This is a genomic window from uncultured Sulfitobacter sp., assembly GCF_947497275.1.
Lineage (GTDB): Bacteria > Pseudomonadota > Alphaproteobacteria > Rhodobacterales > Rhodobacteraceae > Sulfitobacter.
The window spans coordinates 182,220-207,079 of the sequence record NZ_CANMFS010000001.1 but is presented as its reverse complement, the minus strand read 5'-3'; the positions used below and the strand labels follow the sequence as shown (position 1 = coordinate 207,079).

The window sequence follows — 24,860 nt, the reverse complement described above, 5'->3', positions numbered from 1 at the left end:
AAGGACCCACGATGAGCAATTCCGAGGATTCCGCCACGCACGCCCGTGGTGTGCGCTATGCGCGCGAGCTTGAAGGCCACCTGACATGGCTCGATACATTCTCGGGCACGGCTCTGGGCGTATTGGCTACTGCATCCGGCATTTATACCTATCTTGGTGTGTCCTCGCTGCTTGACGACAACGGCGCGATGTCCGCTTTTGCTGCCATTGCCTATTCAGTGGCTGTTTCGGTTGGCATATTCGTGTTCTGGTCCTACATGCTGCGCCTGTTCCCGGCCGTGCGCGAGCGTCGTGCGCGCGTCGGGCTGATGGGAGCGATGGGCCTTGGATCAATTGCGATCATCGCGATGTCGAGTTGGCTGAACGCCGCAGCACTTGCCGGATCCGCGGCGGTCGAACAGCATCTGGCCGAGACTGTACAGGACTATCAATCCTCACTGGAGCGCGCCCACGAGATCGCGCTGTCCGCACAGGGGCTGGAGCGGGACGTGGCGCGCGTGCGGCAATCTTTCGAGGATCTCAGCGAGCAGGAAGCGACCGGCAATCTGTCGGGCCTTGCCGGGCGCGGTGCGGTGTTCCGCGTGCTGCGGCAGAAATCCTCAGAGCTGGCCGGTCTGGAGGCGCAAATCGCCTCGCAGACGCCATTGGTTCAGTCGGCCTTCTCCGAAGGCAACGCCATACTAAGCCGGATGCGCGCCCTGACGGTCGAGCCTGGCCCGGTCGAGGCGCGCTCAGTCGAGTTTTCCGAACAGGCGGTTCGGCTCGCCGGGCTGATCACGCAGCTGCGACAGCTCTCTGTCGCGTCATTGGTAGAGCGCGCGGCGCAGGATCTGTCCGCCTCCGTAGTACTGCCTGAACTCGACGGCCGTTCCGCTGAGACACGCGGCGATCAGGCAGCGACCATCTCCTCGGTACTCGAAGTACTGGCCCAACGTGCAACCACCCTGGAGCGCGCGGCGCAGGCCGTTCTCGCGCTTCCCGCACCCCCCGATACAACATATACACCGATTTCATCCGCCGACGCCGTCATTCTTTATGCGCGTAATTTCATCCCGTCCTGGGCGGGTGCCATTGCTATCGATCTGCTTCCCGCAGTGCTGGTGTTTATCCTCGCCATTACTCACGGCGCGATCCGGTCGGGGCGCGAAGGCACCGCTGTCGAAGACAGCATGACGCTGGCCGAATTGCGCGCTGCACTTGCAGTCGTTAGGGATCTGGACGGCTCGGTCAAAGAAACTGCGCAGGTGCTGACCCCACTGCCCAAACCGAACCCGGCCGCCGAATGACCAAGCCCGCGCCGCAGAAAAGCTCTTCGGTCGGGCGGATGCTGATGGGCATACTGGTGTTTCAGCTGGCGCTGGCCGCCTTTCTGTTTCTCGGCGATCTGCAAATCGGGGTTCGGATGCCCGGCTTCGGCCCCAAAGCACCACAATTGACGGAACCGGTGCGTCCCGGCGACCAGACACGGCGATTTTCCCCCGACCGCGCCCCGCCGGGTGGTCAGCCGATGCCCAGCGATCCACTGCCCGAACGGCTGATCCTGACCACCGTGGCCGGCGGGGAGACGATCCTGCTCGAAGGCGCGATCGCGGACGGCGACGCGGTGCGGATCCTCAAACAGATCGACGAATTGCGGCTGCCCCCCACTCGCGTACTACTCAATTCACCGGGTGGATCGGTACGCGACGCGCTGACTTTGGGCCGTGCCCTGCGACAACGGAGTGTCGATACCGAGATGCGCGATGGCGACATCTGCTATTCTGCCTGTCCCTACCTTCTTGCGGCAGGCGTGACGCGCAGTGTTCCCGATACCGCATCGGTCGGTGTGCATCAGCATTTTTTCGGTGAAAGCACGCTGTTGCCCGCGTTTGTCGCGGTGGAGAATATCCAGCGCGGTCAGGGAGAGGTGATGCGGTATCTCGATGCGATGGGGATCGATCCGCTGGTGATGCAACATGCGCTGGTGACGCCGCCCAACGAGATCTATGTCCTGTTGCCACAAGAATTGGTTCGATACGGGTTTATTCCCGATCCTGACACGTGATCCCTTGTCGGACCATCTACGCCGTCCTATGTGTGGGGGGTGACGGGTTCTGCCCTGCTCGACTGACGTTTACATTCCAGTGGCCTTAAGCAAATCCGAGGGAGCTGGCTCTGTTCTGGCCCTGGTCAGATTATCTGGCACCCACCTGTACATACAGGTCCTCGGGAATAAAACCGACCCGGCAACGGCGGTCCCGTCACACAACTGTCTATTTTGATCGGCTATTCCTCACGCAACCCGTTTCCGAAAAGCCGCGCGATTTCCGCACGGGTGACGGTGTCACGGGTTGTTGGCGTGCGTGGTTCTGCGGCTGTTTGTTGCGGCTGCGACGCAGTCGTTTCAAACCTCGATCCGGTCTTTGAGCGCACCGGCACCGGATCCGCCTTGTGCGACAACAAGAACAACGCAACATTCACGAGCCAAACCGTCAAAATATCACTTTCCGTCGATCTGCTTTTTGCATCTCGTTTACACAAACGTCTATGACGTCCTGCTTCAGGGCAACGAAAACACACTCAATACGCGAAATCAGTTTCGCAGGCGAATAGCCCGGAGTCGTCCTGCACGGTGCTAAAAAGCCATGCGGAGCAGTGGAAGAAAACGCTATGAGCGAATAAATTCAAGTATTATCAAAAGGTTAACGGTCGTGCCGGTGCGATAATGCGATTAGATCGCCTAAACGGCCGACCAGACAGCGATGAAACGGACCGTGATGGTTCGGCAACACCGAGAACACCTCATTATCCGTGATCAACTATGAGAATTTATCAAGCTGCAACATCACGTCCGCGTCGGGTATCGGCGAACTTTGACAGGTCGTGCAGGCTCGCCAGCGGTCAGAAATCGGCTGGACGGGCTTCACGTGCCATATGATCGAGCACCGCGTTCACGAAACGCGCTTCCTTCCCGTCTGGGACAAAGGCTGCGGCGAGATCGAGGTATTCGGCTATCACGACTTTCGGCGGGGTTGCCGTGTCGCGCAACTCAGCACCGGCAGCGCGGAACAAGCTGCGCAAGGTCGGATCGATGCGCCCCAGCGGCCATTTGGCAACCAACGCGCGGTCAGTCATCTGGTCGATTGCGGCCTGATGGGCAACCGCTTCTTCAAGCACACGCGTGAAATGTGCTTCGTCGCCTTCGAGCATCTCCTGACCGTCCAACATGGCGCCAAAACGGTGATCCAGAAACTCAAGCCGCACAAGATCCAGCGTCTGGCTGGAATGTTCCATCTGGAACAACGCCTGGACGGCATAAAGACGAGATGCAGTCCGCATCTTGCGCTTCATGTTACCGGTCATGTTGTCTGTGCGCGGCGGCATGGTCATGCAATCGAGTTTCCGTCGTTGTTTCCGGCCATCAGCGTGTCGTCGCCCGCAGGCCTGAATCCGACACCTTTGCTGGTATTCGCCCACTTACGTCCCAAGGCAACCAGATGCAAGGCGGCGAGTGCCGCACCGCCGCCTTTGTTCTGACCGTCCGGATCCGCGCGAACCTCCGCCTGTTTGCGGTTTTCGACAGTCAGGATCCCGTTGCCGATGCACAGCCCCTGCAATCCGAGAAGCGTGAGCGCGCGTGAACTGTCGTTGCACACCGTCTCGTAGTGCGTCGTCTCGCCGCGAATGACACAGCCCAGCGCGACATATCCGTCGAAATTGCTGCTTCGGTCCGTTATGCCGATGGCGGTAGGTATTTCGAGCGCGCCGGGCATCTGCGCCACGTCATACGTCGCACCGGCATCCTCCAGCACCGCTTTCGCACCTGTCAAAAGCCCCTCAGCGATATCGCTGTAGTAGGGCGATACCACAATCAGGATCTTTACCGGTTTTTCAAATGTCGGGGCCGGCAAAACCGTGTGCTCTTCGTGCGCTGCCATGATCTACTCCTTCGTGATCGGGCGGGTCTCTACGATCCGCAGATCGTAGGCTTCGAGCCCCGTGTATTTTGTCTGCGGGTTGTCCGTCAGCAGGATCAACTCATGCACACCCAGTGTCGCAAGGATATGCGCACCAAGACCGGTTCGCTTGATCGTGCGCGGCCCTTCGTCTTCCTTGTCCAACTGCAGGCGCGGCTTCGGCTCGCGGAAAAGCAGGACGGCACCGCGCCCCTCTTCGGCGATGATCCGCATGGCGCGCGGCAACTCGTCGGGAACCGTGGGACCAAGGCCCAGAACGTCCTCGAGCGCGTTGAGCGCATGGGTGCGCGTCAGCACCGGCGCGCCGTCGCCGATATTGCCCTTGCTCAGGACAACGTGATCGGTGCCGGAGATCTGGTCTTCGAAGACACGCATCCGCCATTCACCGCCGTAGGCCGATTGCACCATCCGGTTCACGCGTTCCACCAGCATATTGTCATGCTTGTTGCGGTAGGCGATCAGGTCGCTGATCGTGCCGATCTTCATTCCGTGGTCCTGCGCGAATTCCACCAGATCGGGCAGCCGCGCCATCGTGCCGTCGGGCTTCATGATCTCGCAGATCACGCCCGCAGGCGACAGCCCGGCAAGGCGGCTGATGTCCACCGATGCCTCCGTATGGCCTGCACGGACCAGAACGCCCCCGTCGCGTGCGCGCAGCGGAAAGACGTGGCCGGGTGTCGCGATATCAGCGGCCCCGTTCGCCGGGTCGATCGCAACAGCCACCGTCAGCGCACGGTCGGCGGCGGATATACCGGTGCTCACACCCTCGCGCGCCTCGATGCTGACGGTGAACGCCGTCTCATGGCGCGAGGAATTGTTCGTCGCCATCATCGGCAGCTCCAGCGTATCCACCCGCTCCTGCGTCAACGGCAGACAGATCAGCCCGCGGCCGTGTGTGGCCATGAAGTTAATCGCATCGGCGTCCGCAAATTCGGCTGCGATTACCAGATCGCCCTCGTTCTCGCGGTCCTCGTGGTCAACGAGAATATACATCCGCCCCGCACGCGCCTCTTCGATGATCTCCTCGATGGGCGAGATCGCATCCGAAAGGGTCGCTTCGACGGGACCGGGTTTATCAAAGTTCATGGTTTTTCCTCATATTCTCGCCTTCTCCCGTACCGCAGTCGGCCCCTTGGGGCCAGAGCGGCCTCACCGTCGCGATCAGCGCATCTCGGCCAGCCGCGCCACGTAGCGCGCCAACGTATCGATTTCCAGATTGATGCGGTCGCTCACAGTAACATCGCCCCAGGTGGTGGCAATCTTGGTGTGCGGGATGAAGTTGATGCCGAAGTCGCACCCGTCCACTTCGTTCACCGTCAGGGATGTGCCGTTCAGCGCCACCGATCCTTTCGGCGCGATGAACTGCGCCAACGCACGCGGCGCGCGCAGTGTCACACGGGTGCTGTCGCCATCGTCGTTCATGGCGATGACCTCGGCCACGCCATCGACATGACCCGACACGATATGGCCGCCCAACTCGTCCCCCACCTTCAGCGCGCGTTCCAGATTGACCCGCCGGCCCGTTTTCCAATCGCCCAGGTTGCTTTTGTCCACGGTCTCGGCGCTGACCTGCACTTCGTACCAGTCGGGCCCCAGATCGACGACCGTGAGGCAAACGCCGTCGCTGGCAATGGAGGCCCCCATGTCAATGCGCGACGTATCGTATCCGCAACGGATACGTGCCCGCAAATCGCCTTCCTGCTTGAGGTCGGTTATGGTACCGATATCGGTGATGATCCCCGTAAACATCGCATGTCCTTTGCATTGGGCTGTTCCGGCTGGGCGAATTTTCCGCGCAGCCATAATTTGGTCAGAGTTTTGAGACTAAATAACCCGGCGCGCAACCAAAGAAAGCCCCCCCATGACCTGCACCGCCCCGGATGACCGGGTATTCCTCTTCTTGCAAGGGCCGCACGGACCCTTTTTCAACCGGTTGGGCAAGATGCTGCGCGCGGCGGGGGCACAGGTATGGCGCGTCGGCTTCAATGCGGGTGATCGCGCCTTCTGGTTTCACCCAAACACCTATATCCCCTATCGCGGCACCGCCGAGGATTGGATCGCGACATTTCGCGGATTGGTCGCTGAAAAAACTGTTACGGACATCGTTCTATACGGCGACACCCGCCCCATTCATGCGCAGGCTGTAGAATACGCGCGCGCGCGCGGGTTGACGGTTCATGTCTTCGAAGAGGGTTATATGCGGCCCTACTGGGTCACTTATGAACGTGGCGGCACAAACGGCAATTCGCGCCTTATGGACATGACGATCTCCCAGATGCAAAGGGCACTTGAGAAATCCGATATGGAAGCGCCGCTGCCGCCCGGACATTGGGGCGACATGCGCCAGCATGTGTTCTACGGGGCACTGTACCATTGGTTCATCATGTTCCGAAACGGCGACTACCGAAATTTCCGACCCCACCGGGATCTTTCCGTGACGCAGGAATTCCAGCTCTACCTCAAGCGGCTGTTGCTGATGCCGTGGCAGGGGATCGAGCGGCGCCTTGCCACTCTTCGCATCCGGTGGGGCGGTTTTCCCTATCATCTGACACTGCTGCAACTCGAACACGACAGCTCGTTCAAACAGCACTCCCCCTTCAACACGATGACCGACTTTCTGGAACTGGTGATCGACGGCTTCGCCACCGGCGCGCCGCAGCACCATCATCTGGTGGTCAAGGCGCATCCGCTCGAAGACGGGCGCGTACCGATGCGCCGTGAGATCCGCCGCCTCGCCCACGCACGCGGCGTGGGCAAGCGGGTGCATTTCGTGCGCGGCGGCAAGCTGGCTTGGCTGCTCAACGACGCCCGCAGTGCCGTGACGGTAAACTCCACCGCCGGCCAGCAGGTGCTGTGGCGCGGAATTCCGCTTAAGGTGTTCGGTCGCGCGGTCTATGCGAAACCAGAGTTCGTGTCGGATCAGCCGCTGCCGGAGTTCTTTCAGACCGCAGCCCGCCCTGACAACCGCGCGTACAAGGATTTCCGCCGGTATTTGCTTGAAACGAGCCAACTTCCAGGCGGATTTTATTCGGCGCGCGGACGCAGGCAACTGATGCGGCAGGTCGTCGATATGATGCTCAGCCCCGATGACCCCTACGACGCATTGGACCAGGGAACTGCAGCACCCCGGCAACAGTTGCGTCTTGTCCGATGACCTGAACCGCCCGCTACAGTAGATTTTTCTGAACCCTTCGGCTACGCTCTGTTTCAATACGTCGAAAAAATCGGCGATTTGAGGCAGTTGAATAGGTCGAGGAGACCGGGCAGTGAAAACCCTAAGCATCCGGTGGGCCCGCCCCATCGCATTCGCCACGGCTTGCGCCGTGCTGGCCTCCTGCGGATTGCCGCAGGTGGGGCCGAACAAAAAACAAATTTTTGCGGGCTCGGTCCAGCGTGAAGGCGATGCGTTCATTGTCTCCGTGAACGACCGTGTAACACGCGCAACAGCTGTGGTACCCGCCCTCGGCTTCTCCGAGAGCTTCAAGAACGCGGGGCAGCTCGGCTCCGACACCATCCGTCCGGGGGACGTTCTTGGCATCACCATCTACGAAAACGTGGATGATAGTCTATTGGGCGTCGAAGGCGCGCCCGCGACGCTGGAAGAAGTGCAGGTCGACGGCGCCGGCTTCATCTTTATTCCCTACGCGGGCCGCATCCGGGCGGCGGGCAATTCCCCCGAAGCGATCCGGCGTATCATCACCGCCAAGCTCGCCGACCAGACCCCCGACCCCCAGGTCGAAGTGCGCCGTGCCGCAGGTGACGGCGCGACTGTGTCACTTGTCGGGGCCATCGGCGGACAGGGTGTCTATCCGATCGAGCGGCCAACCCGCACGTTGGCCACCATGCTGGCACGTTCCGGCGGCATCACCATAGAGCCCGAAATCGCCCAGATCACCGTGATACGCGGCAACGCCAAGGGCACGATCTGGTTCGAGGATCTCTACAGCCACCCCGAACTCGACATCGCGCTGCGCGGCGGCGACAAGATCCTTGTTGAGCAGGACACACGTTCATTCACCGCGCTGGGCGCCATGGCCGGACAGGCGCGTGTTCCGTTCGAAAGTCAGAACCTGTCCGCGATCGAAGCCATCGCACAAGTTGGCGGTCTGCTGGCCAGTGCCGCCGATCCGACCGGTGTTTTCGTGATGCGCAACGAGCCCGAAGAGGTGGCTTCGCAGGTGCTGGGCCGTACTGATCTGCGCGGCGCGCAGCGTGTGGTCTATGTTCTTAATCTGACCGAACCCAACGGCATGTTCATGGCGCGCGATTTCGTGATCCGAGACGGCGATACCCTGTACGTTACCGAAGCGCCGTTCACTCAGTGGACCAAGGTGATTTCCGCGATCACCGGCACGGCCTCCTCCGCAACCAGTCTGACGACACTGACCGGCGGCTGATGCACCATGGGCCTTGGTCCTGAAATACACGACGTCTCCGCCGCCGGTTCTGAAAGGAACCGGCGGCTTTTCGTCTACAACGGCGGATTTCTGACTCAGTCCCGCGTCCGCCGGATCCTGCATCTGGCGGGGTACTCCATCCACATCGGTCTGCCGAAAGGGCCCGGTGACGCAATAGGTGTCTGGGGCAACTCGCCCACCGCGCACCGGGGTGAAGCCGTGGCTGAGGCACGTGATGCGCCAATCGTGCGGGTCGAAGACGCTTTCCTGCGCTCGCTTTTTCCCGGTCGGTCGGGCGAGCCGCCCCTGGGCTTGCTGGTGGACCGCCGCGCGGTGCATTTCGATCCTTCCGCACCGTCGGATCTGGAAGTGCTGCTGGCGACACATCCACTGGATGACACTGCATTGCTGAACCGTGCGCGTGCGGCGATCACGCGTCTGCAAGAAGCGGATCTGACAAAATACGCCGCCGTTTCAACGGACACTCCGGCGCCTGCCCCCGGCTATGTTCTGGTCATCGACCAGACTTTGGGCGATGCCTCCGTCACGGCGTCAGGTGCGGACCGCGCGCGGTTTCTTGAAATGTTATATTATGCGCAGCAGGACAACCTTGGCGCGCCGGTTCTGATCAAGACCCACCCCGAGACCGCGGCAGGCCACCGTGAGGGGTATTTCCGCGACAGCGATCTGTCCGACCGCGTTCAATTTTTCACCGATCCGATCAGTCCCTGGACATTGTTCGAAGGCGCCCGCGCCGTCTATACCGTGTCTTCCGGGCTGGGTTTCGAGGCGATCTTTGCCGGTCACAGGCCACGGGTTTTCGGGCAGCCGTTCTATGCCGGCTGGGGGCTGACGGAGGACGCCTTCGAGATCCAGCGCCGCCAACGCAGCCTCACCCGCGCACAGCTTTTTGCTGCCGCGATGATCCTGTATCCGCGTTGGTACGACCCCTATCGCGACCGCCTCTGCCAACTGGAAACGGTGATCGACACGTTGGAGGCACAGGCGCGTAGCTGGCGTGAGGACCGGCTTGGCTGGGTCGCTTCGGGGATGCGGCTCTGGAAGCGCGCTCCGTTACAGGCATTTTACGGCGCACACACGCCGATGGCGTTCGAAGACGATCCCGTACGTGCCCGTGCGGCACAACGGCCCTGGATGGTCTGGGCCGGTAAGGCAGGCGTGGGCCACGGCGATGCTGTCCGCGTAGAGGACGGCTTCCTGCGCTCGCGCGGGCTTGGCGCCGATCTGGTGCCGCCGCTCTCGCTCGTAACGGATGATCTGGGCATCTACTACGATCCGGCCCGTCCATCGCGGTTGGAGAAATGGATCGAGAAACGCAGCACGTTGCGCCCGGACCAGGAAATGCGCGCCGCGCGGCTCATCAAGTCGCTAAGAGAAAGCGGAGTCAGCAAATACAATCTCGGTGCCCCCCCGGTGTTGGAAGATTTGCCAAGGGGTCGGCGTCTGCTGGTCTGCGGTCAAGTCTCCGATGATGCCTCCATCCGCTGTGGCACGACCGGCATCGCCGGCAATCAAGCGCTGCTCGACGCCGTTCGCAGCGCCCACCCCGACGCCGTAATCCTCTATAAACCGCACCCCGATGTAGAGGCCGGGCTGCGCGACGGTGGCTTGACCGACGCGGCGCAGGCCGATCTGGTCATAACGGATACGGACCCGGCGGCCCTCCTGCGCGAAATCGACGAGGTGCACACGATGACATCCCTGCTGGGGTTCGAGGCGCTGTTGCGCGGCATACCGGTGACGACATACGGCGTGCCGTTCTATGCGGGCTGGGGTCTCACGACCGATTTCGGGGATGTACCTCCGCGCCGCCGTGCCTTGCCTTCTCTTGAAGGGTTGGTACATGCCAGCCTGATCGACTATCCACGCTACTTCGATCCAATCAGCCGGCTACCCTGCCCGGTCGAAGTCGCGGTGGAACGGCTTTCACTGGCGGACCTGCCGCGTGGCGGGAAACGGCTGCGTGTGTTGGCGAAATTGCAGGGCGTGTTTGCCAGCCGCGCGCACCTTTGGCGCCGATGAGCCGGATCATTCCGGCGCGCGCACCCAGTGGTGCAGCACATCCGGACCAACCGTCTGCGTGCGCAACAAATCGAATCGAGGCGCTGTCTTCAGACGCGAGATGCCCATCGCTCCGATTCCCGGCACCCCTTCGGCCCCGATCACCACACCGGCGGTAAATCCCACGAGATGATCCACAAGATCATTCTGCAGCAACGCGGCGGCGAGCGCAGAGCCCCCTTCGCTGAACACGCGGGTCAACCCGTGCACCCCCAGTTTGTGCATCACATCCACGATGTCGAGCTGACCACCCGATATACCACATGACAATAGCGTAGCGCCCAGTCCGCGCCACGCTTCGACCAACCCATGCGGTGCGTCCGCCCCGTGGCACAAGATTATCGGCACTTGCCGCGCAGTTTGTGCAAGCCTGCCCGTCAGCGGCAGATCGAGTCGGCGTGAAATGACGACGCGTGCCGGTTGGTGGCGGATGCCGAGACCGCGCACTGTTAACGCCGGATCATCCTTGCGCGCCGTGCCGCCGCCGACCATCACGGCATCGTGGCGTGCCCGCATGGCGTGCACCATCCGCCGCGCACCGCTATGGGTGATCCATTGGCTTTCACCGCTCGCCGTCGCAATCCGGCCATCGAAAGAACTGGCCAGTTTGAGGGTGATCATCGGACGCCCGCGTTCAATCCGCGATTTGAAGCCTGCGTGATCTATCCGGGCCTCGGCTTCCAGGACACCCATGATCACCGGAATCCCTGCTGCGCGCAGCATCGCGATGCCCCTGCCGCAGACACGCGGATCGCTGTCGCCGATCGCGACAACGACGCGTCCGACACCGGCGTCGATCAGCGCCTGCGCACAGGGGGGGGTCCTGCCATGGTGCGCACAGGGCTCGAGGGTGACGAATACATCCGCACCGCGGGCGGCCTCACCCGCTTGTGCCAGCGCCTGGGTCTCGGCGTGAGGACGGCCACCCGCGCAGGTCCACCCCCGCCCGACGATCCGCTCCCCCGCGACCACCACGCAACCGACAGCGGGATTGGGCCAGGTCACCCCTTGGCCGCGCCGCCCCAAAGACAGCGCAAGCGACATGTATCGCGCATCGCTCAAGTTTCGCCGGGGCCGTCCGGCCGAAGCTCCGCCACGAACTTGTCGAAGTCGTCCGCGGCCTGAAAGTTCTTGTAGACACTGGCAAAGCGGACGTAGGCGACTGTATCGATACGTGCCAATGCCTCCATCACGATCTCGCCGATCTGCTTGGACCCGATATCGGTCTCGCCCATGCTTTCAAGCCTGCGCACGATTCCACTGATCATCTGATCGATGCGCTCTGGCTCGATCGGACGTTTCTGCATGGAGATCCGGATGGAGCGTTCCAGCTTGTCGCGGTCGAAGTCCTCGCGCTTGCCGGACGACTTGATCACGACCAAATCGCGCAACTGAACGCGTTCATAGGTGGTGAAACGCCCGCCGCAAGCGGGGCAAAATCGGCGCCGCCGGATGGACACATGATCCTCCGCCGGTCGGCTGTCCTTGACTTGTGTGTCGATATTTCCGCAAAACGGGCAGCGCATTGGCCGGTCCCCTTATCCTTGATCCGCCTCGATTGTGGGATCATTGCCCCACTTATCCACAGGTATACGCGACCCCCAAGGTTTTGGGTAGTGCCGATTTGAGGCGCTAGATGATGCGTCGGGCCGGAATGGATCGAATTCTATCCGCGCGCGTTGGGTCGACGAAACGAAAAATTCACAGGAGAACCCAATGTCCAAGACGCTATTCATCACTGGCGCGTCCAGTGGTATCGGTGCTGCAACAGCCAAGGCGGCGGCAGAGGCAGGCTGGAACGTCGGCCTTTTTGCGCGCAGCGAAGAAAAACTAGAAAAACTGGCGGGCGAAATCGGGGAAAGGGCGATGGCGCTGCCTGGCGATGCGACAGATTTGAACGCGCAGGAACGTGCTTTGACAGAGCTCAAGGATCGTTTCGGCAGCATTGAGGCCGTGTTCGCGAACGCGGGCCGCGGTACGAAAGATGCAGGAGTCGAAAAAGGCGATCCCGAAGACTGGGGCGGGATGATCGACCTCAATATCAAGGGCGCGTTGTACAGCGCCCACGCCGCGATGCCGCATCTGAAAGAGTCGAAGGGGCAGTTTCTTGTCACCGGATCGCAAGCAGGGCGCACGCACCTTAAAGGGTCGATCTATGGCGCGACCAAATGGTTCATCCACGGTTTTGCCGGCAATCTTGCGCAGGAGATGGCGGAATGGGGTGGCCGCTGCATGGTGGTGGCGCCCGGCATGGTTGATACCGCATTCTTTGACAGTCCCAAACCTGACAAGCTGCAACCAGAGGATGTCGCGGCGGCATTGCTCTACGCCCTCGACGCGCCGCAGCGCGCGAACATCCGCGAAGTATTCCTGACGCCGACGAATTAATCCGCCCTGAAATGCGCCGCCACCTGACGGGTGCGCGGCGCATCACGGTGCTCGAACAGGTACAGCCCTTGCCACGTCCCAAGCCGCATGCGGCCGTTGCGCACAGGTATGCACAGATTGACCGGCAACAGCGATGCCTTGATGTGCGCAGGCATATCGTCAGGCCCTTCTGCGGTGTGCGTCAAATACGACATCGCAGGACTGTGGCTGTGCGGCACGAGCTTTTCAAAGAACGCCATCAGGTCACGCTGTACATCCGTGTCAGCATTCTCCTGCATCAGAAGGGAGGCAGATGTATGCCGGACCATGAGGGACAACAGCCCATCGCCTTTGTCGCGCAGCGGATGTGCGGCGGCGTCGGTGAACTCGTATAGCCCCGGACCATCTGTCGCGATTTCAATCTCGAATTGCATACTCTTACCGCTACTTGGTGGACCGCGTAAAAGCGTCTCGACAGAAACGGCGCGCTTGGGCGGACTTCATCATCTCGCCGATTTCGTCGATCGTAAGGGTTGTCCTCGCCGGGTCCGGTGCCGGCAGGCCAGATGCATCGAGTGTAAAGGTAACGGCCCGCTTTCCCGGCACCGTCAGGGACGGGGCCATCGCACGTTCAAGATAGATCGGCGTGGTTATCGGCAATCCACGTCGCACTTCGACATAGCTTGCGGCTGCGCACCAGAATTCTGCTGCGCCCATCTTCCTTTGCCGGATCACTTCAAAGCTTTGGCCGGGTGTCGGATTGATTTCAAAACGGCTTTCTTCCCACAGCGTGTTCGCGTGGCCGGCTTGCGCCAGTGCAGCACTTAACAGAAAAGTTGCAGCGGCCAAACGGATCATCGGTTTTATTCCCATCCCAAGTTTCAAAAGCCGAAATCAGGCTCCAGCTCATCGTCGTGGCAGAACTGGATGGCGTGAAGCACAGGAAGTCCCATGCCCACTTGCGACGTACTGAGCGATATCGATGTAAAGGGGGCTCTGGGCAGGGCGGCGGGATCCGTCGTGAACCCGACAGCCTTGCGGCCTGCCACGCTCTGCGCAGGACTGCGACCGACGCGCAGATAGACGCGGTCGTCCGCACCAAGCCGGTTATAAGCGTACTCCGCCGCAGCGCACCAGATGCCACGAGGCCCTTCGCCATTCGCCTCTATCACCTCGAACGTCGCACCCCCGAGCGGTACAACGAACAAATCATTAATCGCGCGAAAGGATTGGGCGTGCGCCGCCAGCGGCAACACCGCAATCGTCGCCGCCATAAATGTCTTTTTCAGCATTGGAAGGCTCCTCTTGATTATCTTCAAGGTAGAAGCCGAAACGTGAAGGTCAAAATCAAACCCGCGTGAACGTCACATCGATAACCGCCCGGACAGGCTCCGGGCGGTTTCAGCAGACCTGAGCGTCCAAAGTTACTGGTCGAGGAATGACCGCAACTTGCGCGACCGCGAAGGATGTTTGAGCTTGCGCAGTGCTTTCGCCTCGATCTGCCGGATGCGTTCGCGGGTCACGCTGAACTGTTGGCCGACTTCCTCAAGCGTATGATCGGTGTTCATGCCGATCCCGAAGCGCATCCGCAGCACCCTCTCTTCGCGCGGCGTCAGCGATGCCAACACCCGCGTGGTCGTTTCCTTGAGGTTTTCCTGTATGGCGCTGTCCAACGGCAGCACGGCATTCTTGTCCTCGATGAAATCGCCCAGCTGGCTGTCTTCCTCGTCGCCAATGGGCGTTTCCAGGCTGATCGGCTCCTTGGCGATCTTCATCACCTTGCGAACCTTCTCGAGCGGCATTTGCAGCTTCTCGGCCAGTTCCTCCGGCGTCGGTTCGCGGCCAATCTCGTGCAACATCTGACGCCCTGTGCGCACCAGCTTGTTGATCGTTTCGATCATGTGAACGGGGATACGGATGGTCCGCGCCTGATCCGCGATGGAACGCGTGATCGCCTGACGGATCCACCATGTGGCATAGGTGCTGAATTTGTAACCACGACGATATTCGAATTTATCCACCGCCTTCATCAGGCCGATGTTGCCTTCCTGAATGAGATCAAGGAATTGAAGGCCACGGTTCGTGTATTTTTTCGCAATCGAAATCACCAGACGCAGGTTCGCCTCGACCATTTCCTTCTTGGCCTGCCGGGCTTCTTTCTCGCCCTTCTGGACCTGCTGCACAATGCGGCGGAATTCGGAGATATCCAGACCGACATACTGCCCGACCTGTGCCATGTCCGCGCGCAACTCATCCACCTTGTCGCTTGAGCGTTCAATGAACATCTGCCAGCCACGCCCGGCCTTTTCGCCCATCCGCTCCATCCAGTTAGGGTCAAGCTCGTAACCACGATAGGCGTCGACGAATTCCTTGCGGTTGATGCGCGCCTGATCGGCGAGCTTCACCATGGCGCTGTCGATCTGCATGATCCGGCGGTTGATGCCGTACAGCTGGTCGATCAAGGCTTCGATACGGTTGTTGTGCAGGTGCAGATCATTGACCAGCGCGACGATCTCGGCACGCAGCTTCTGATAGGTCGCCTCGTCTGTCTTGGAGAATGTGCCGTCTTCGTTCAACGTGGCCGAAATCCGGCTGTCCTGCATCTCGCTCAGCTTGATGTAGTCATCCGCGATCAAATCCAGCGCTTCGAGGACCTGCGGCTTCAAGGCCGCTTCCATCGCGGCCAGCGACATGTTGGCCTGATCATCATCGTCCTCGTCGTCATCGTCGGTTGTGATCGGATTGCCGTCTGCGTCGAGTTCCTGCTTGTCCTCATCCTTCTTTTCGGCGGTCTCCCCTCCGACAGGCACTACGGGCGTTGTCTCTTCCTCTTCGCCCATCTGAGTGCCGAAGGTCGCCTCAAGGTCGATCACATCGCGCAGCAGGATGTCTTCGGACAGCAATTCGTCACGCCAGATAGTGATGGCCTGAAATGTCAGCGGGCTTTCGCATAGGCCCGCGATCATCGTGTTGCGTCCCGCCTCGATCCGCTTTGCAATGGCGATCTCGCCCTCGCGGCTCAGCAGTTCGACCGAACCCATCTCGCGCAGGTACATCCGCACCGGGTCGTCGGTCCGGTCCAACTTTTCGGAGGTGCCGGAACCGAGTGTGATCTCGCGGTTGCTTTCGGTCGTCGTGACTTCTGTCGAGCCCTTGTTCTCTTCTTCTTCGGCCTCTTCGTCTTCGATGATATTGATGCCCATTTCCGACAGCATCGACATCACGTCCTCGATCTGTTCAGAACTCACCTGATCCGGCGGCAGCACCGTGTTGAGCTGATCGTAGGTGATATACCCTTTTTCACGGGCCTCACTGATCATCTTTTTCACGGCAGCCTGACTCATATCAAGGGAATGCCCCCCGTCCTGATCGTCAGTCTTGATGTCTTCGTTTGTGTCCTTGGCAGCCATGAAAGCTCCTCTCACATCCCTAGCGAATCACCTCAGAGTGATTCGGGTTTTTCGAATCATGCGGGGTTTGGAGTGATTCTTAAACCCGCATCGTTATTTTTTGGCTTAATTCAAAGAAAGGGTCACCTCTGCGCCACTTTCACCCCAGGACACGCGAGACCACGCCCGTCTGCGCGTATTCCGGTCACGCATGCATCGATCTGCCGTCATCCACCTTTTCGCCCGCCTTTGCTGAAATCTATCTGATCGAACATGCTCCGGCTTTTTGCGACCTGTTCACGGTCGAGCCGCGCGCCGTTGTCGGCAATGATATATTCCGCCTTGTCTTCCTGACCAGAGCGTTGCGCCCGATCCGCCGCGCGCGCCGCCTCGGCAAGTCGCCAAGTCACCCCTTCGTCCGCCTCACCGCTCAGGTCATCGACCGCATCCGTCACCTCCTCGGCCAGCCCACGCGCCGCCTTCAGCTTTGCCAGTTCTTCGGTGATGGTCATCGTAGCAGTCTCGATATCGCCCGGTTTGCGCATACAGGGCGCAATAGCGACATGGCGCTGCGCCAGCAGGTTTTCAAGTGCTTCCGGCCCAAGCGCCGCGTCGATCTGCGCGCGCAGTGGCTCCGCCCCCTCGTCCGCGTGGCGCAGGATCAGATCACGCAGGCGCGCGTGATCGCCGTCAAGGCAGGGCATCGATTCAAGGCCGCCCTCAAAGGCCTCAACCACCTGGGGGCAAGTGATGCAGGCGGCCAGAATAACCCCCTCGCGCAGATGATCGGTGGCGCGCGCATCCGCTGCCGTGGCCAGAACCGAAGATTTCGCCCCGGCAGAGGGGCCCAACGGCGCCTTGCTGTTCCAAGCGGCGCGCGGACCACCTGGGCGCGACTGACCGCCGCCCATCCCGCGACCCTGAGCGCGCGCGCGGAACAATTGCCAGCGCAGATCCTTGATTTCCTGTCCGTAGTGACTGCGTATGCTGGGATCCCTGATCAGCGTGATCTTTTCACGCAGTGCCTTGTCGAGCGCGGCCTTGCGTTCAGGACTGTCGAAAACGCGACCTTCCGTTTCACGCTGCCACAGCAACCGCACCATCGGTACAGCGGCCTCTATCAGCGTTTGCACCGCACCGGCACCGGACGCCTTGAGCAGATCGTCAGGGTCCTGACCTTCGGGCAGCATCGCGAAACGCAGCGACCGCCCCGCTTCCAGCAAGGGCAGCGCCAGGTCGATCAGGCGCAGGGCGGCGCGCTGACCGGCCGTGTCACCGTCGAGCATGATCACGGGCTCGTCTGCAATCCGCCAGAGCATCGCAAGCTGGTTCTCCGTGATCGCCGTGCCCAGCGGCGCGACGGCCGCGCCAAATCCCGCCTCGCTCAGTGCGATGACGTCCATGTACCCTTCGGCCACCAGCAGCGGCAGCCCCTTGCCCGCCGCCACCCGCGCCTCTTTGACATTATAAAGGCTGCGGCCCTTGTCGAAGAGTTCCGTCTCCGGGGAGTTGAGATACTTCGCCTTGTCATCCGGGTCCATCGCACGCCCGCCAAAGGCGATGGCGCGCCCCCGCGCGTCGCGGATCGGATACATGATCCTGCCCCGGAACGTATCGTAGGGCTTGCCGACCTTGGACGACGGTTTCGCAAGACCCGCCCCGAGGATCAGATCGTCCGAGATGTCCTTGCCTTTGAGCGCGTCCCAAAGCCCCTGCCAACTGTCAGGGGCAAAGCCGATTTCCCACCGCTCAAGCGCACGTTCGTCCAACCCCCGCCGCGCTAGATAATCGCGCGCGGGGGCGCCCGCACCCGTGCGCAGTTGCAGCCGGAACCATCTTACGGCCAGCTCCATCACATCGACCAGTTCGGTGCGTTTCTCCGCCTTCTCCTGCGCGCGTGGATCGCGCTCGGGTATCGGCATCCCCGCCTCGCGCGCGAGGATTTCCACCGCCTCCATGAAGCTCACGTTCTCTGTCTCACGCACGAAAGAGATCGCATCGCCTTTGGCGTGACAGCCGAAGCAATAGTAGAACCCTTTCCGGTCATCGACATGAAAGCTGGCGGATTTTTCCTGGTGGAAAGGACATGGCGCCCACATGTCGCCTTTTCCCTGATTGGATTTACGCTGGTCCCACATGACCTTGCGCCCCACAACCTGAGACAGGCTGGAGCGTGTGCGCAGTTCTTCGAGAAATCCGGGTGGCAGGCTCATATAGGTATATATTGATCTGGGCGGTTCAGAGTCCAGTCGGCGGGCCAGACCATCCAAAAAGAAAAAGGCGCGCCCGCAGGCACGCCCGTTTCCTTTGGTGCGGGTACAGGGCTCACTGCTTGAGACACATCTCGTTCCACGCGGCGCCTAGATCGGCCTTTCTGATCTCGCCCATTTTCATCTCGTAGATCCACGGTGCCACAAGCGGCACCACGTTGTTGTAGGCCTCGGGCCACGTGGGTGCTGTCTTGGCGACGTAGGCGAGCACCTCACGTTCTTTCACGCGCGCCAGACGCGCTTCCTGCACGGTCTTGACCACCTCGGACTGATACCCGCAGTCCTCCGGGTTCGCCGCAAGAACGGGGGCCGCGGCCCCGATCAGAACCATCGCACATAAAACACGCTTCATAACACTCACTCCACAATTCTGTTCTGTGCAAGCTAGCGCCACGCAGCCTGCGCTTCCAGTACCCGCCGCAAATCGTGAACCAATGTCGTCGCCGGCAGAACCACGTCGGGTGGCACGAACGCCGCGATTTCGTCGCGCCAGACGGGATGTCCGTTCAAGTGGCACCTCAGATGCACCGAGAGATTCCAGCCGCCGAACATCGCCAGAAAGTCGACAGAGCCGAATGTCGCGCACGGGACCGGCCATCATGATGCCCGGACGATCGTTGTTGCGAAACGCCACCGGACGTTCCAGCACACGGGCGCACAGGATCGTGCGCTCCGCCGGGATCCGCCAGAAACACTCAGGCGGTCGACCGTCTTTCCGGTGGTGCTGGTCCACCCGTTCCAACGCGCTGAAAACTCCGCCGTCGTAGGCGCCGGGCGTGTCGGCCATTTGCAATGCCCACACGTTCCTCTTCGCACAACAATCGTCCCCCGGGCGCGCGTCGTCGTCGCACAGGATCACGCCTAGTCCGGACCTGGCCGCCGTTTTTGCCGCCATAAGTCCGGCAGATCCCGCGTCCGGCCATGACGAGGGCGTTCGGCTCCTCCGATCCGGCGGTCACCACGCCGCGCGGACGGTGATATTTGAACGACCGCGCCATGAGGCGCACGCCATTGGGCCGACAACGCCGCCGCGACCGTCTTACCGGACCGCCCTTCATAGCGGATGCCGCTGTACTGGAAATGAACAGGATCGCCGCCCGCCTACTCCCGTGATCCTTATGCCGTGCCTTGCGCAGGCGCATGCCTGCCAATTCCGCCACCTGCCCCGAGCGGCCCGCGACCACGATGCCCACCTACTTCGCGCTGGTCTGCCTGCGTGTGTTACAGACCCCGCGTACCTGTTCGTTCTCGATGTCGATGTCGGTCACTTCGCACTGCTGAATCAGATCGACACCGCGCGGCGACGCGACGGGAACATAGCCCAAGGCCACGGCATCATGGCCGCCGGCCGCTCCGGGCAAATGCATCAGGCTGTAGTTGAGGTCCTCTTCAAGCCCCTCCCAGAGCTTGAGAAAGTGAGAATAGAACTGCGTATTACCATCGAGGAAATTATTTCCGTGCACGATGGTCGTGTTCCGCCCCACTGTTCCGCCGCCGGGGTATCCTTCCAGAACCGCGATATCCGTCAGGCCACGCTTCTTGGCAAGGTAATACGCCGTAGACAAACCGTGACCGTCACCACCAATGATGACCGCGTCGTATTCCGCCCTAGACGTCGTGTCCTGCCAGTGCGGTTGCCCGCCCTTGTTGCCGATGTGTCCTTCGCGCAGCACGCGCCATCCTGAAAGACGCATCGCTGGTTCCGCGATCTCTGAAGCTGGCTTACCGGACAAATTCCCCAGTAGGGCAGCAATGCTGCATTCGCGTCGCGGGCTGTTCTGGCGCGGGCCACCCCGGACGCTGCACTCTCCCGACGTTGAGGATGTTGCGCGCTTGGCCGGCGTCCTACAACCCCTTGGCGTGGTAGCTTGCGGCGACTTTGCCGATCGCAACGAGATAGGCAGCGGTGCGCAGATCCGTGACATCCTCGCGCCCGTGCCAGATGTCGGACATTGATTGGTACGCGGTGCGCATCGTATCGTCGAGGCCGGAGCGCACCAATTCCAGCTCACCCGCGCCGCGCAGATATTTGTCCTTGAAATCGGGGCTGAGCGTCCAGTTGATCGATGTATCGCGGCTGATCCGATCAAGCTCGTCCACGACAAGCTGGTGGCGCGATTCCTCCTGCCGCCGTCCCATCCGGCCAAACCGGATGTGGCCGAGGTTCTTGACCCATTCAAAATACGACACCGTAACGCCCCCCGCGTTTGCGTACATGTCTGGGATGATCACCACCCCCATCTCGCGCAGCACATCGTCCGCGCCAGCGGTCACGGGCCCGTTTGCTGCCTCGATGATAAGCTGCGCCTTGATCTGGCGCACATTCTTTAGGTTGATCACCCCTTCCAGCGCCGCCGGGATCAGGATATCGCAGTCGTTCTCGAGAACGCTATCGCCGTCCTCGACGAAGATGCCTCCCGCGAAGCCCCTCGGCGATCCTTCTTCGATGATGTGCCGTTTAAGCGCGTGAATATCTATGCCGTCGTCGTTGCAGATCGCGCCGTTGTATTCGATCACGGCCACCACGTTACAGCCGTCTTCTTCACTGAGGAGATTGGCGGCGTGATAGCCCACGTTGCCGAGGCCCTGCACGATCACCCGCTTGCCATTGAGACCACCCTTCAAGCCCGCCTTCTTGACCCCTTCGTCGTCGCGGAAAAATGCGCGCAATGCATATTGCACGCCTCGGCCCGTCGCTTCGGTGCGGCCCTGGATACCGCCGGCATTGATCGGCTTGCCGGTCACACAGGCGGCGCCATTGATGTCGGTGGTGTGCATCCGCTTGTACTGGTCCGCAATCCAGGCCATCTCACGCTCGCCCGTGCCCATGTCTGGCGCCGGTACGTTCTGGGCCGGATTGATCAGGTCGCGCTTGATCAACTCATAGGCAAAACGGCGCGTGATCATCTCCATTTCATGCTCTTCGTATTCACGCGGGTCGACACAAAGCCCACCCTTCGACCCGCCGAATGGCGCTTCAACCAGAGCGCATTTATACGTCATCAAGGCTGCCAGCGCCTCTACCTCGTCCTGATTCACCCCCATGGAGAAGCGGATCCCCCCTTTCACCGGCTCCATATGTTCCGAATGGACCGACCGGTAACCGGTGAACGTCCTGATTTCGCCGCGCAGGCGCACGCCGAACCGCACGGTATACGTGGCGTTGCACACGCGGATTTTCTCTTCGAGACCCGGACGCAGGTCCATCAGGCTGACCGCGCGGTTAAACATCATATCGACGCTTTCTCGGAAACTCGGCTCGGGGGAGGAATGGATCATTGAAATGGCTGCCTTCTGGGTCAGGGGGCCGCGCGGGGCGGGTCCGGCGAATCCGGTAACAGGTCTTGAACGTAGAGCGGTCCCTGCAACACTGCCACTTTTTCGATCATTTTATAATCAGGACTGATAGAGCACCCCATCCGGGCCAAGACTAAATTGTCATCTGGCCGTACTCGCGCCGCCCTTTCCATCGGCGCAGGCGGAAGGGCGCCGATGGTACATTCCTGTCAATGTTTGGACACAATTGAGTCCGAGACTGATGGCACGGCGGTAGGGTGCCATCCGGCGGCCTGCGACTCGGTTAACGAATTCGGCTCGGTTTTACCGACTATTCGATTGATTGTTCTGCGTGAAGCAACACTCTCGGCGAAACGGCGGGATTGATCCATAAAACCCTGTAAAATATGACATTTTGGCGTATATCCGCCCAATTTTTGCCACCTTTTTCTGCCAAATATCTTGCACAGATAAGCGCCAAACGTGTCTTTCCGACATGCCTGCGGCCTGAGAGGTGATGATAATGTCAAAGCTATTTCCGACGACCCGCATTCCCGATTCTGCCGGTCGGATCAAAACACCGTTTCTGCGCCGATTTGCGCGTGAAGAAGATGGTATGATCACAATTATCGCGATTTGCGTCTTGCTCATGATGTTCATGGTCGGTGGTATTGCCGTCGACCTCATGCGTAACGAAATGGAGCGGGTGCGCATCCAGAACACCGCCGACCGGGCGGTGCTGGCCGCAGCCGATCTGGACCAGGAACTTGTGCCCGCCGAAGTTGTCGCAGACTATTTCACGAAGGCCGGTATCCCGGACCGTATCAACAACGTAACGGTGGACGAGGGCCTGAACTTCCGCACCGTTTCGGTGAACTCGGACTCCGTGACGCCAACGAACTTCATGCGGCTGGTCGGCGTCGACGAATTGCCGCTGCGCAGCAAGGCCACCGCCGAGGAGCGCGTGACCAACGTCGAAATCTCCATGGTGCTCGACATCTCGGGATCGATGGGATCGGGCGACAAGATGCCCAACCTTCAGCAGGCCGCGAAGGTCTTTGTCGATACTGTGCTTCGTCCAGAAACACAGGACTTGGTGTCGATCTCTCTTATCCCCTATTCCGAGCATGTCAGCGCCGGTCAAAACCTGATGAGCAAGTTCAACGTCGATTACGACCAGAGCTACAGCTATTGTCTGGAGTTTTCCGAAAGCGACTTCGACGTTGCACGGATGCGGCGCGACAAGACCTATAGGCAGGTGCCGCATTTCCAGTGGGGCTATAATGGCTATCATAACGACGTGTCGAACCCTGTCTGTCCGAACGGCACCTACGAGAGCATTACCGCCTTCAGCCAGAATGCAACCGCTTTGAAATACCAGATCAACCGGCTTCAAGCGCGCGGAAGCACGTCGATATTTGCGGGTATGAAATGGGCGACAGGCATGCTCGACCCCGATTTCAACACGATCACCCAATCGCTCGTGAACGACGACGAGGTCGACGCGATCTTTGCCAACCGCCCTGAATCCTACACGGACAGGGAAACGCTCAAGACGATCATCCTGATGACAGACGGTGAGAACCACTATTCCTACCGGATCGCGGATCAGTATTACGCCAACTACAGCCATGCGTCGCACTGGAACCGCTACAACCTCAACTGGTACCTCGCGAATTACGTGAACCGGTATTACCACGATGATTTCAAGTACATGAAATATTGGCCATCCTACGGCAACCAGCTGCTTCACAGCGTCTGCGACGCCGCCAAGGAAAAGAACATTGTAATCTGGTCCATTGGTTTTGAAGTCGAAGAAAACGGTGCCAACGTCATGAAAAACTGCGCGTCCTCGCCGAGCCACTTCTTCCGGGTCGAGGGTGTTGAAATTACCGAGGCGTTCAGAGCGATCGCACGCCAGATCAACCAGTTGAGGCTCACACAATGATTACCCGTCTGAAAAACCGCCTGCGCCTTTTTCGCAAAGAAGATGACGGCGCCATCATCGCCCTGGAATTCATGATCATGGCGCCGCTGATCTTCTCCGCCTTCTTCATGGGCGTTGAAATGGGGCTCTACTCGATCCGCCAGATGCTCCTGGACCGCGGGCTTGAGGTCACCACCCGCGAAGTGCGCCTGAACACCGACATGTACTTTGAACATGACGACCTCAAGCGCGCCATCTGCCAGAACGCGGGCAACCTGCCCGGCTGCATGGACAACCTGCGCCTCGAAATGGTGCCTACGAACCCGCGCGCCTTTACCGGCCTTCCCGCTACCGTGGATTGCGTGGACACCTCACAACCCGTTACACCGGTGCGCGGCTGGGCCTTGGGCAAGCAGCACGATCTGATGATCCTGCGCGCCTGCTACAAGTTCAAACCGATCTTCCCGACCACCGGTCTGGGCGCGTCCTTCAGCAAGGATGGCAACGGCGAAGTGGCCATGTCTACCATCAGCGCCTTCGTACAGGAGCCAAGCTAATGTCGAAACTGAAACTCAAATCCATTCTCCGCGCGGATTTCCTGCGCAAGGAAGACGGTGCCATCGCAATCGAAACGATCATCATCTTTCCGGTGTTGTTCTGGGGCTTCATGGCCATGTTCTCGACCTTTGACGCCTACCGTCAGTATTCGATGCACCAGAAGGCCGCCTATACCATCAGCGACATGATCTCCCGCGAGACGTTGCCCATAGACGGTGCCTATCTCGATGGCGCGCATACGCTATTCGATGCGCTGACCCGGACACCGCAAGACAGCAGCATCCGCGTCTCCATCCTGCAGTACGATGGTCAGAACAACCGGATGAAGCTTGACTGGTCGAAGACGCGCGGATCGTCTGCTGCGCTCGAAGAGCAGAGCATCCGCGCTTGGACGGACCGCCTGCCGAAGTTGGTGAATGGCGAACGGATCATCATCGTGGAGACCGCCGCATCCTACGATCCGCCCTTCAACACCGGGCTGGAGCAGCGCGAGATCAAGAACTTCATCTTTACCCGTCCACGTTATGCGCCCCAGATCCTCTGGACCGACGCGTAGACAATCTGATCGAAAGCCAACAAAACAAATCCCCGAAAGGCGCTGGCCCTTCGGGGATTTCGCATTTTGAACCGCGCTGGCA

General features: G+C 60.4%; 23 protein-coding genes and 2 pseudogenes. 10 read left to right on the top strand and 15 right to left on the bottom strand.

What is annotated here, in order from left to right; genetic code table 11:
* The first annotated feature begins 11 nt into the window (after window positions 1-11).
* From Q1A06_RS00945 to Q1A06_RS00935, 3 genes are all read left to right on the top strand, one after another.
* On the top strand, window positions 12-1,286 hold the full coding sequence (locus Q1A06_RS00945; protein WP_299557736.1) for a hypothetical protein: 1,275 nt from the start codon (window positions 12-14) through the stop codon (window positions 1,284-1,286).
* The gene (locus tag Q1A06_RS00940) at window positions 1,283-2,044 is read left to right on the top strand and encodes a hypothetical protein (RefSeq protein ID WP_299557734.1); all 762 of its coding nucleotides are present in this window, start codon (window positions 1,283-1,285) and stop codon (window positions 2,042-2,044) included. Before Q1A06_RS00945 ends, Q1A06_RS00940 begins: the two co-directional genes overlap by 4 nt.
* A gap of 213 nt (window positions 2,045-2,257) precedes the next feature.
* Complete coding sequence (locus tag Q1A06_RS00935) at window positions 2,258-2,530, top strand: hypothetical protein (protein ID WP_299557732.1); 273 nt, start codon at window positions 2,258-2,260, stop codon at window positions 2,528-2,530.
* A 350-nt stretch (window positions 2,531-2,880) separates the two neighbouring features.
* Here the strand turns inward: Q1A06_RS00935 and nusB are convergent, their stop codons facing one another.
* From nusB to Q1A06_RS00915, 4 genes are all read right to left on the bottom strand, one after another.
* Window positions 2,881-3,363, bottom strand: a complete 483-nt coding sequence (gene nusB, locus Q1A06_RS00930; protein ID WP_299557730.1) for a transcription antitermination factor NusB — start codon at window positions 3,361-3,363, stop codon at window positions 2,881-2,883.
* Between the two features lie 2 nt (window positions 3,364-3,365).
* Complete coding sequence (locus Q1A06_RS00925) at window positions 3,366-3,917, bottom strand: 6,7-dimethyl-8-ribityllumazine synthase (protein WP_299557728.1); 552 nt, start codon at window positions 3,915-3,917, stop codon at window positions 3,366-3,368.
* Window positions 3,918-3,920: 3 nt separating this feature from the next.
* Window positions 3,921-5,042 (bottom strand): 3,4-dihydroxy-2-butanone-4-phosphate synthase, encoded by a 1,122-nt coding sequence (gene ribB, locus Q1A06_RS00920; RefSeq protein WP_299557726.1) that lies wholly within the window; start codon window positions 5,040-5,042, stop codon window positions 3,921-3,923.
* 75 nt (window positions 5,043-5,117) lie between these two features.
* The gene (locus Q1A06_RS00915; protein ID WP_299557724.1) at window positions 5,118-5,705 is read right to left on the bottom strand and encodes a riboflavin synthase; all 588 of its coding nucleotides are present in this window, start codon (window positions 5,703-5,705) and stop codon (window positions 5,118-5,120) included.
* A 112-nt stretch (window positions 5,706-5,817) separates the two neighbouring features.
* On the opposite strand from Q1A06_RS00915, the gene Q1A06_RS00910 reads away from it, so the two are divergent.
* From Q1A06_RS00910 to Q1A06_RS00900, 3 genes are all read left to right on the top strand, one after another.
* Window positions 5,818-7,110: a capsular biosynthesis protein gene (locus Q1A06_RS00910; RefSeq protein WP_299557722.1), complete on the top strand. Its 1,293-nt coding sequence runs from the start codon at window positions 5,818-5,820 to the stop codon at window positions 7,108-7,110.
* A gap of 112 nt (window positions 7,111-7,222) precedes the next feature.
* Window positions 7,223-8,353, top strand: coding sequence for a polysaccharide biosynthesis/export family protein (locus Q1A06_RS00905; protein ID WP_299557720.1), 1,131 nt, complete (start codon window positions 7,223-7,225; stop codon window positions 8,351-8,353).
* A 6-nt stretch (window positions 8,354-8,359) separates the two neighbouring features.
* Window positions 8,360-10,396 carry a capsular polysaccharide biosynthesis protein gene (locus Q1A06_RS00900; protein WP_299557718.1) on the top strand — a complete coding sequence of 679 codons (2,037 nt, stop codon included), beginning with the start codon at window positions 8,360-8,362 and terminating at the stop codon, window positions 10,394-10,396.
* A gap of 6 nt (window positions 10,397-10,402) precedes the next feature.
* Here Q1A06_RS00900 and ribD read toward each other — a convergent pair whose 3' ends face one another.
* Together ribD and nrdR are read right to left on the bottom strand one after the other, a co-directional pair.
* Window positions 10,403-11,479 (bottom strand): bifunctional diaminohydroxyphosphoribosylaminopyrimidine deaminase/5-amino-6-(5-phosphoribosylamino)uracil reductase RibD, encoded by a 1,077-nt coding sequence (gene ribD / locus Q1A06_RS00895; RefSeq protein ID WP_299557716.1) that lies wholly within the window; start codon window positions 11,477-11,479, stop codon window positions 10,403-10,405.
* A 14-nt stretch (window positions 11,480-11,493) separates the two neighbouring features.
* Window positions 11,494-11,961 carry a transcriptional regulator NrdR gene (gene nrdR / locus Q1A06_RS00890; RefSeq protein ID WP_299557714.1) on the bottom strand — a complete coding sequence of 156 codons (468 nt, stop codon included), beginning with the start codon at window positions 11,959-11,961 and terminating at the stop codon, window positions 11,494-11,496.
* 190 nt (window positions 11,962-12,151) lie between these two features.
* On the opposite strand from nrdR, the gene Q1A06_RS00885 reads away from it, so the two are divergent.
* Window positions 12,152-12,823, top strand: a complete 672-nt coding sequence (locus Q1A06_RS00885; RefSeq protein WP_299557713.1) for an SDR family oxidoreductase — start codon at window positions 12,152-12,154, stop codon at window positions 12,821-12,823.
* Here Q1A06_RS00885 and Q1A06_RS00880 read toward each other — a convergent pair.
* The 9 genes and pseudogenes from Q1A06_RS00880 to Q1A06_RS00840 all read right to left on the bottom strand — a co-directional run bounded on the left by Q1A06_RS00880 (window position 12,820) and on the right by Q1A06_RS00840 (window position 21,737).
* Window positions 12,820-13,236, bottom strand: a complete 417-nt coding sequence (locus Q1A06_RS00880) for a secondary thiamine-phosphate synthase enzyme YjbQ (RefSeq protein WP_299557711.1) — start codon at window positions 13,234-13,236, stop codon at window positions 12,820-12,822. The genes Q1A06_RS00885 and Q1A06_RS00880 overlap by 4 nt on opposite strands.
* 10 nt (window positions 13,237-13,246) lie before the next feature.
* Window positions 13,247-13,660: a hypothetical protein gene (locus Q1A06_RS00875; protein WP_299557709.1), complete on the bottom strand. Its 414-nt coding sequence runs from the start codon at window positions 13,658-13,660 to the stop codon at window positions 13,247-13,249.
* Window positions 13,661-13,683: 23 nt separating this feature from the next.
* Window positions 13,684-14,094: a hypothetical protein gene (locus tag Q1A06_RS00870; protein ID WP_299557707.1), complete on the bottom strand. Its 411-nt coding sequence runs from the start codon at window positions 14,092-14,094 to the stop codon at window positions 13,684-13,686.
* 132 nt (window positions 14,095-14,226) lie between these two features.
* Window positions 14,227-16,212 (bottom strand): RNA polymerase sigma factor RpoD, encoded by a 1,986-nt coding sequence (gene rpoD, locus Q1A06_RS00865; RefSeq protein WP_299557705.1) that lies wholly within the window; start codon window positions 16,210-16,212, stop codon window positions 14,227-14,229.
* A 206-nt stretch (window positions 16,213-16,418) separates the two neighbouring features.
* Window positions 16,419-18,404, bottom strand: a complete 1,986-nt coding sequence (gene dnaG / locus Q1A06_RS00860; protein WP_299557703.1) for a DNA primase — start codon at window positions 18,402-18,404, stop codon at window positions 16,419-16,421.
* Window positions 18,405-18,516: 112 nt separating this feature from the next.
* Window positions 18,517-18,813, bottom strand: a complete 297-nt coding sequence (locus Q1A06_RS00855) for a hypothetical protein (protein WP_299557701.1) — start codon at window positions 18,811-18,813, stop codon at window positions 18,517-18,519.
* 110 nt (window positions 18,814-18,923) lie between these two features.
* Window positions 18,924-19,526, bottom strand: a pseudogene (locus Q1A06_RS00850) (2Fe-2S iron-sulfur cluster-binding protein); the annotation flags it as partial.
* A 68-nt stretch (window positions 19,527-19,594) separates the two neighbouring features.
* Window positions 19,595-20,155, bottom strand: a pseudogene (locus Q1A06_RS00845) (FAD-dependent oxidoreductase); the annotation flags it as partial.
* A gap of 151 nt (window positions 20,156-20,306) precedes the next feature.
* A complete protein-coding gene (locus Q1A06_RS00840) occupies window positions 20,307-21,737 on the bottom strand; it encodes a Glu/Leu/Phe/Val dehydrogenase (RefSeq protein ID WP_299558843.1) in 1,431 nt (476 codons plus the stop codon).
* Window positions 21,738-22,260: 523 nt separating this feature from the next.
* On the opposite strand from Q1A06_RS00840, the gene Q1A06_RS00835 reads away from it, so the two are divergent.
* From Q1A06_RS00835 to Q1A06_RS00825, 3 genes are read left to right on the top strand one after another with little or no spacing between them, the layout of a single operon-like run.
* A complete protein-coding gene (locus Q1A06_RS00835) occupies window positions 22,261-23,685 on the top strand; it encodes a TadE/TadG family type IV pilus assembly protein (protein WP_299557699.1) in 1,425 nt (474 codons plus the stop codon).
* A complete protein-coding gene (locus Q1A06_RS00830; protein WP_299557697.1) occupies window positions 23,682-24,221 on the top strand; it encodes a pilus assembly protein in 540 nt (179 codons plus the stop codon). The genes Q1A06_RS00835 and Q1A06_RS00830 overlap by 4 nt, the downstream gene beginning before the upstream one ends.
* A complete protein-coding gene (locus Q1A06_RS00825) occupies window positions 24,221-24,778 on the top strand; it encodes a TadE/TadG family type IV pilus assembly protein (RefSeq protein ID WP_299557695.1) in 558 nt (185 codons plus the stop codon). The genes Q1A06_RS00830 and Q1A06_RS00825 overlap by 1 nt, the downstream gene beginning before the upstream one ends.
* Window positions 24,779-24,860 lie beyond the last annotated feature (82 nt).